7 protein-coding genes and 1 pseudogene are annotated in these 5,975 nt (G+C 70.4%); all 8 read right to left on the reverse strand.

From position 1 onward, the window contains the following. Positions 1 to 515, reverse strand: a pseudogene (locus tag ACTUAL_RS31450) (flagellar motor switch protein FliG); the annotation flags it as partial. Position 516: 1 nt separating this feature from the next. Continuing rightward, entirely contained in the window at positions 517 to 2,196 is a 1,680-nt protein-coding gene (gene fliF / locus ACTUAL_RS31455; RefSeq protein ID WP_440902768.1) for a flagellar basal-body MS-ring/collar protein FliF, read from the reverse strand. Then, positions 2,193 to 2,510, reverse strand: coding sequence for a flagellar hook-basal body complex protein FliE (locus ACTUAL_RS31460; protein WP_096492851.1), 318 nt, complete (start codon positions 2,508 to 2,510; stop codon positions 2,193 to 2,195). The genes fliF and ACTUAL_RS31460 overlap by 4 nt, the downstream gene beginning before the upstream one ends. Further along, a complete protein-coding gene (locus ACTUAL_RS31465) occupies positions 2,507 to 2,905 on the reverse strand; it encodes a flagellar basal body rod protein FlgC (RefSeq protein ID WP_096492852.1) in 399 nt (132 codons plus the stop codon). The genes ACTUAL_RS31460 and ACTUAL_RS31465 overlap by 4 nt, the downstream gene beginning before the upstream one ends. A gap of 1 nt (position 2,906) precedes the next feature. Next, positions 2,907 to 3,263, reverse strand: a complete 357-nt coding sequence (gene flgB, locus ACTUAL_RS31470; RefSeq protein WP_096492853.1) for a flagellar basal body rod protein FlgB — start codon at positions 3,261 to 3,263, stop codon at positions 2,907 to 2,909. Positions 3,264 to 3,848: 585 nt separating this feature from the next. Beyond that, complete coding sequence (locus ACTUAL_RS31475) at positions 3,849 to 4,184, reverse strand: hypothetical protein (RefSeq protein ID WP_096492854.1); 336 nt, start codon at positions 4,182 to 4,184, stop codon at positions 3,849 to 3,851. After that, the gene (fliS, locus tag ACTUAL_RS31480; RefSeq protein ID WP_096492855.1) at positions 4,181 to 4,579 is read right to left on the reverse strand and encodes a flagellar export chaperone FliS; all 399 of its coding nucleotides are present in this window, start codon (positions 4,577 to 4,579) and stop codon (positions 4,181 to 4,183) included. Before fliS ends, ACTUAL_RS31475 begins: the two co-directional genes overlap by 4 nt. Positions 4,580 to 4,586: 7 nt before the next feature. Then, positions 4,587 to 5,879 carry a flagellar filament capping protein FliD gene (fliD, locus tag ACTUAL_RS31485; protein ID WP_096492856.1) on the reverse strand — a complete coding sequence of 431 codons (1,293 nt, stop codon included), beginning with the start codon at positions 5,877 to 5,879 and terminating at the stop codon, positions 4,587 to 4,589. Positions 5,880 to 5,975 lie beyond the last annotated feature (96 nt).

Genomic DNA, 5,975 nt, shown 5'->3' on the forward strand with positions numbered 1-5,975 from the left:
TCGGGGGAGGTCTGCTCCATCGTGGCGATCCGGTGCGCGACCTCGGCCTGCTTCTCCGGCGCCAGACCCGCCAGCACCTGCGACGCCTGCCCGGAGGGCACGTGCGCCAGCACCAGCGCGATGGTCTGCGGGTGCTCGTCCTGCAGGAACGAGAGCACCTGCCGGGGGTCGGCCCGCTGCAGGAAGCTGAACGGCACGTCCAGCAGCAGCGCGCCGATCCGGTGCACGATCTCGTCCGCGCGGTCGTAGCCCAGCGTGCTGACCAGCAGGTCCCGCGCGTAGTCCATGCCGCCGTGCGCGACGTACTTGCGCGCGGTGGCCATCTCGTAGAACTCGTCGGTGACCGACTGGGTGGCCTCGTGGCTGACCGAGTCGAGCCGGACGATCTCGCTGGAGAGCTGCTCGACCTCGTTCTCCTGGAGCAGCGACAAGACCTTCGTGGAGTTGGCCTTGCCGAGGCGGAGCAGCAGCACGGCCGCCTTGCGCAGGCCGGTCATGTTGTCGTGCGGCGCCATGTCATCCCTTCACGGCGAGCCAGCCGCGCAGCAGTCGCGCGACTTCCTCGGGCTGTTCGTCGACGAGCGACTGGATCTCGTCCATCCGCTTCTCCTGCTCGGCGACCACCAGCGGGTCGACCTCGGGGCGCTTGGGGCCGCTCAGCTGCGGGCGGTCGTTGCCCGCGACCAGCGCCTGCTTCTCGGCGATGGCCGCCTCGATCTCGCTGGTCCTGGTGCGCTCCAGCTGGGCCTTGAGCTCGTCGAGCTTGGCCAGCTCGGCCTCGGCCGCCGCGGCGGCGCGCTTGCGCCTGCGCCGGGTGGCGATCATGGTCATGACCAGCAGCGCCAGCACGCCCAGGCCCGCGACCCCGGTCTTGATCGTGTTCATCAGCTCGTCCTGCTGCGCCTGCGCCTGCTGGGCGGCGGCAGCGGCCTCGCCCTGCTGCGCGGCGCTGGTGTCGAACGGCATGGAGCTGACCGCCAGCGTGTCCCCGCGCGCGGTGTCCAGCGCCACGGCCGAGGAGGCGATCTTCTCCACCTCGGCCATGTCCACGGCGCCCGCCGTCTTCTGGTCCAGCAGCACCGCCACGCCCAGCTTGCGCACCTTGCCGGGAGCCGACTGGCGGGTCTCGATGACCGAGTTCACCGCGTTGTTCCTGGTCGACTTCTCCTGGTTGTACGTGCCGTTCCCCGAGCCGCCGGTGCCGTTCGTGGTGTTGCCCTCCAGCCCGTTCAGGGTGCCGTTCGTGGAGCCGAGCACCCCGCCCGCCGCGTTCTGCCCGCCGTCGCCGGTGTAGCTCTCCGTCGTGGACGACTCGGACAGCGGCGCGGTGCCGTCACCGCTGGTGTAGGTCTGGCTCTTGGTCTCGGTCTGGTCGTAGTCCAGGTCCGCGGTCACCTGCACCACCGCGTGGTCCTGGCCGACGACCTGCGAGAGCATCTGCTGCAGCGAGGTGCTCAGCCGCTGCTCGAACGCCTTGGTCTGGTCGTCCCGGTCCCCGTTCGCCGAGGCCGACGCGCCGTCCGCGCCGCCGGTGGACAGCACCTTGCCGTCGGTGCCCGCCACGGTGACGCCGTCCGCGCTCATGCCCTCGACGCTGGAGGACACCAGGTGCGTGATGGTCTGCACCTGGGCCTGCGAGAGCGACTTGCCCGCGCCGGTCCCCACCAGCACGGCCGCCGTCGGCTTCGAGTCGCTGTCGGCGAACACGTCCTTCTGCGGGATCGCCAGGTGCACGCTCGCCGAGGTCACCCCGTCGATCGCCTTGATCGTGCTCGACAGCTCGCCCTCCATGGCGCGCTGGTAGCCGACCTGCTGCATGAACTCCGAGGTGGTGACGCCCTGCTGGTCCAGCAGCGCGTAGCCGGTGTCCGACTGCGACGGCAGGTTCGCCGCGCTCATCTTCAACCGCATCGGGTACACCTGGTCCTGCGGCACCATGATCGTCTGACCGCCGTCGGTCAGCTCGTAGGTCACCCCGGCGGCCGTGAGCTGGTCGACGATCGCGCTGGCGTCCTTCGAGGCCAGGCTCGTGTAGAGGGGGGCGTACGTCGGCTTGGAGGCCCAGAGGAAGTAGAACGCGATGGCGCCGACCACGGCCAGCACCGTCGCCCCCGCCACGACCTTCTGGCCCGCCGTGAACGCCTTGAAACCGGAGAGCACGCCCTGGGCGCTCGCCTTGATCCGGTCCAGGTTCATGCCTGCAACCTCATGATCTCGTTGAAGGCCTCGACGGCCTTGTTGCGGATCGCGACGGTCATCTGCACCCGCAGGCCGGCCTCAGTGCTGGCCGCCAGGTAGTCGTGGACGTCGTTGAGCGTCCCGGTCGCGGCCTGCACGGCCAGCGAGTCCGACTTGGCCTGGGCCTGCTGGATGCCGTCGAGCACCCCGGAGAACAGCGACCCGCTCGCGGAGCCGGCAGCCGTCGCCGGGTCCGCGCCGGTCGCCGAGATGGGCGCGACGACCGCGGGGGGAGTGGGGGAGCCGCCGATCGCGGCGATCGGGGCGGTCACGCGCCACGACCCAGCTGCAGCGCCGCCTCGTAGGCCGTCTTGGCCCGGTCGACCACCGCGAGGTTCGCCTGGTAGCCGCGCTGGGCCATGATCAGGTGGCCCATCTGCTCGCCCAGGTCGATGTCCGGGTAGCGGACGTTGCCGTTGGCGTCGGCCAGCGGGTTCGTGGGCTCGTAGACGATCTTGCCCTCGGCGTCGCCGGAGAGCACCTCGCCCACGACCACGCCGCCGTCCTCGCCCCGCGAGCGGGCCACGACGTAGCGGGCCTGGAACGCGGGACCGGCGGTGGAGGTGGCGTTGTTGACGTTCGCGATGTTGTCCGCGACCGCGTCCAGCCACTTGCGGTGCACCGAGACCCCGGTCTCGGCGATGCCGATGCTGTCGAAGAGGGCCATCTCAGACCGCCTTCAGGACGGCCGAGAAACCGCTGTACTTGTTGTCCAGCGCCCGGAGCATCAGCTGGTAGCGGAGGTTGGTGTCCGTGGCGGAGACCGTCTCCTCGTCGATGTTGACGTTGTTGCCGTCCTGGCGGGCGGCGTTGACGCTGTCGCTGATGACCGGCCTGGTCCCGCGGACCGCGGCGGAGCCCTCACCGGACCGCACCGCCTCGCCCAGCGACTCCTCGAAGTTGACCTTGCTGGCGATGAACCCTGGCGTCTGGACGTTGGCGATGTTGTTCGCGGACACTCGCTGGCGCATCGCCAGACCGGTCAACGCGGCACGCACGCTCGTCGTCGCGAGGTCGTCGAACACGGCTCGTGCTCCCTATGCCGTAGCTGGAGGGTGCCGATCCGTGGCGGTGGAGATGCGAGCAATCCGTGCTCTAGTTGCTGTGATCGGCGGGTGAGGGCCGACCGTGAACTTTTCCGGGAGAAATTCCGCAGGTCACAGCGCGTTCACAGGTATTAATTCGAAAGGGTGAACGTGCCGGGTGGAAAGCACCTGACGGGCGATTCCCCGGAAGCCGTCGAGCACAAGTCAACCGGGGCGCGGTTGCCGCGCGATCGCCGGACAGGTGCTCTTCGGTTGCGCGAAAAGGGCCCCTGAAAAGCTCGCAGGCGGCCGAAATCCGCCTCGGCGCCCCTAAGGCCCGAGAGGCGTCCTGGACGCCTGAGAAGCCCCTGGAGCGCCTCAAGGGCCCCCGGAACGGCCGAAAGCCCCCGTCAGCGGGCGAGGAGGCCGCTGACGGGGGCTTATCGGGTCTGCGCGGTCGCAGGACGGCTCCGCTCCCGCGCAGGGTTTTCGCACAGGCGGCCGGGGTGCCGCCGTAGCGAAGTCTTCGTCTCTCGCACCGTCTCACCGCGCTGGCCCGCTCCCGGTGTCACCCGGTCGTGGGGCTCACAGCGCGCAGTCCACGTACGCCGGCCGGGGGGCGCCCATGCTGCCGCTCTCGACCCGGTCCAGCACCGCGGCGTGGCGGGCGGTCCCGCTCAGCGCCCGCGCCATCTTCGAGGCCACCACCAGCTGCCGGTTCAGGACCTCGTCGGCCCTGGGCCGCAGCTCGATCGGCAGCGGCCCCAGCCCCTCCGGGGGGCTCCACGGGGTCGCCGGGGGGAGCTCGCGCATCCTGCGCTCGTCCCTCAGCAGCGCCTCCGCCTCCGCGACGTCCTCCTCCAGCCGGTCCAGCGCCGCGCTCCATGCGACGAGCCAGCCGGAGGGGTCGCGGCCGGTCATCCGGCGCGCGCCGCGTCCGGGGCGGGGATGCCGTGCACCGCCTCGCGCCAGGCGTCCCGCAGCGGTTCGACCACCACGAGGCACGCCTGCACCTTGTCGGGGTCCTGGCCGGTGTTGGCCCGGATCAGCTCGGAGATCAGGAAGCTGTACAGGTCGGACAGCTGACCGCTGCCCTCCCACACCCCCTGCTGGAGCGAGCCGCGCAGTTCGAGCAGGATGTCCTGCGCGTGCACGACCAGCTCGGAGGCCCCGGCCCGGTCGCCCGCCCGCATCGCGGTGGCGCCGCGCCCGAGGTCCAGGCACAACCGGTCGTACAGCATGACGAGCAGGTGCCCTGGTGAAGCGGTGCTCACCGAGTCGTCCAGGTACCTGTCCCGCAGGGACGTGTTCCGCATCTCACCCTCAGCTCGACAGGCCAGCCAACTGGCCCGAGAGCCAGGAAGCCTGCTGGTTCAACTTGCTCATGGACGTTTCCAGCGTGGAGTAGTACTTCTGCAGCGAGACCTTCTTGGACGCCAGCTTCGTGTCCCACTCGGAGATCGCCGTGTTCAGCCTGCGCAGGGTGGTGTCCCCGCCCTGCACGGCGACCGTCAGCGAGCCCGTGGTCGAGTTCGAGGTGTCCTCGCCGATCTTCTTGTACGGCTTGACCAGCCCGTCCGTGACGGCCGTGCGCACCTTCTCCGGGTCGGCCTCGAAGGCCGCGACGAACTTGGCCTTGTCGAACGTCAGCTGCCCGTTGGTGCCGAGCGCGACGCCGAAGGCGCTCATCGTGCCGAAGGAGGTGCCGCCGCCGGAGACCGTGGTCAGCAGGCTGCTGCGGATGCCGCGCGCGAGGGTGTCCCCGTTCAGCGGGCCCGCGGTCTTGCTGGCCGCGTCGTACGTGTCGTAGCCCTTGGCCGTGCTGATCGCGGAGTTGACCGCGTTGACCAGCGCTGCGACCTTGTCGCCGATGCCGGAGCTGTCCACGGTGCTGGTGACGGTGACGTCGTTCTGCACCTTCGTGGCCCGCACGGTCACGCCCGGCAGCACCGAGGTGAAGTTGTTGTCCGCGCTGGTGAGCTTGTACCCGGTGGTGGCCGGGTCGCCGACGGTGATCGTCGCGTCGCTGCCCTGGGACAGCACGGTCGGGTCGTTGGCCATGCCCGCGACGGTGAACGCCTGCTCGGCGCCCGTCTTGGCGGAGGAGAACTGCACCCGCTGGCCGGTCGTGGTCGTGATGACCGTGGCCCGGACGCCGAGCCCGGCCTTGTTGACCGCCTCGGCGACACCCGCCGCAGTGTCGTCGGTGACGTCCACGTGCGTGGTCTTGCCGCCGACCGTGAGCTCCAGGCCGGAGCCCTTGGTCGCGCCGCCGGACTCGGGCACCTGCGCCGTGGCGACGTGCGCCTTGGCCAGCGAGGTGATGCTGAAGGTGATGCTGCCCGCGACCGCCGAGTTGCCGGTGGCCGTGGCCACCGCGGCGTCGCTGGAGCTGGAGGCCTTGAGGGCCTGCCACGTGGAGTCGCCGCTCAGCGCCTCCGCGGCGCTCTTGACCGCGAGCATCCGGGCGTTGAGCGCCTGGTAGGCGGTCTGCACCTTCTGCTGCGCGCTGACCTGGCTCTGCAACCGGGTCTTGGGCGCCGCCTCGATCTGCATCAGCTGCGAGATGATCGAGGTGGTGTCCAGACCGGTGACGAGTCCGTCTACAGCGGCCATGGGAAGTCAGGTCCTTCCTCGGGCTCGTGGGCCCGGCACTACCGGTTTCCCGGTGGTGGGGCGGGCCGGGGAAGTCCGGGGGAGGGGAGGCGGACC

Source organism: Actinosynnema sp., assembly GCF_052038725.1.

Excerpts from the sequence above, each read along its gene's own strand:
- ACTUAL_RS31475 (WP_096492854.1), bottom strand. The coding sequence starts at position 4,184 with ATGACCGGCCGCGACCCCTCCGGCTGGCTCGTCGCATGGAGCGCGGCG.
- fliS (WP_096492855.1), bottom strand. The coding sequence starts at position 4,579 with ATGCGGAACACGTCCCTGCGGGACAGGTACCTGGACGACTCGGTGAGC.
- fliF (WP_440902768.1), bottom strand. The coding sequence starts at position 2,196 with ATGAACCTGGACCGGATCAAGGCGAGCGCCCAGGGCGTGCTCTCCGGT.
- fliD (WP_096492856.1), bottom strand. The coding sequence starts at position 5,879 with ATGGCCGCTGTAGACGGACTCGTCACCGGTCTGGACACCACCTCGATC.
- ACTUAL_RS31465 (WP_096492852.1), bottom strand. The coding sequence starts at position 2,905 with ATGGCCCTCTTCGACAGCATCGGCATCGCCGAGACCGGGGTCTCGGTG.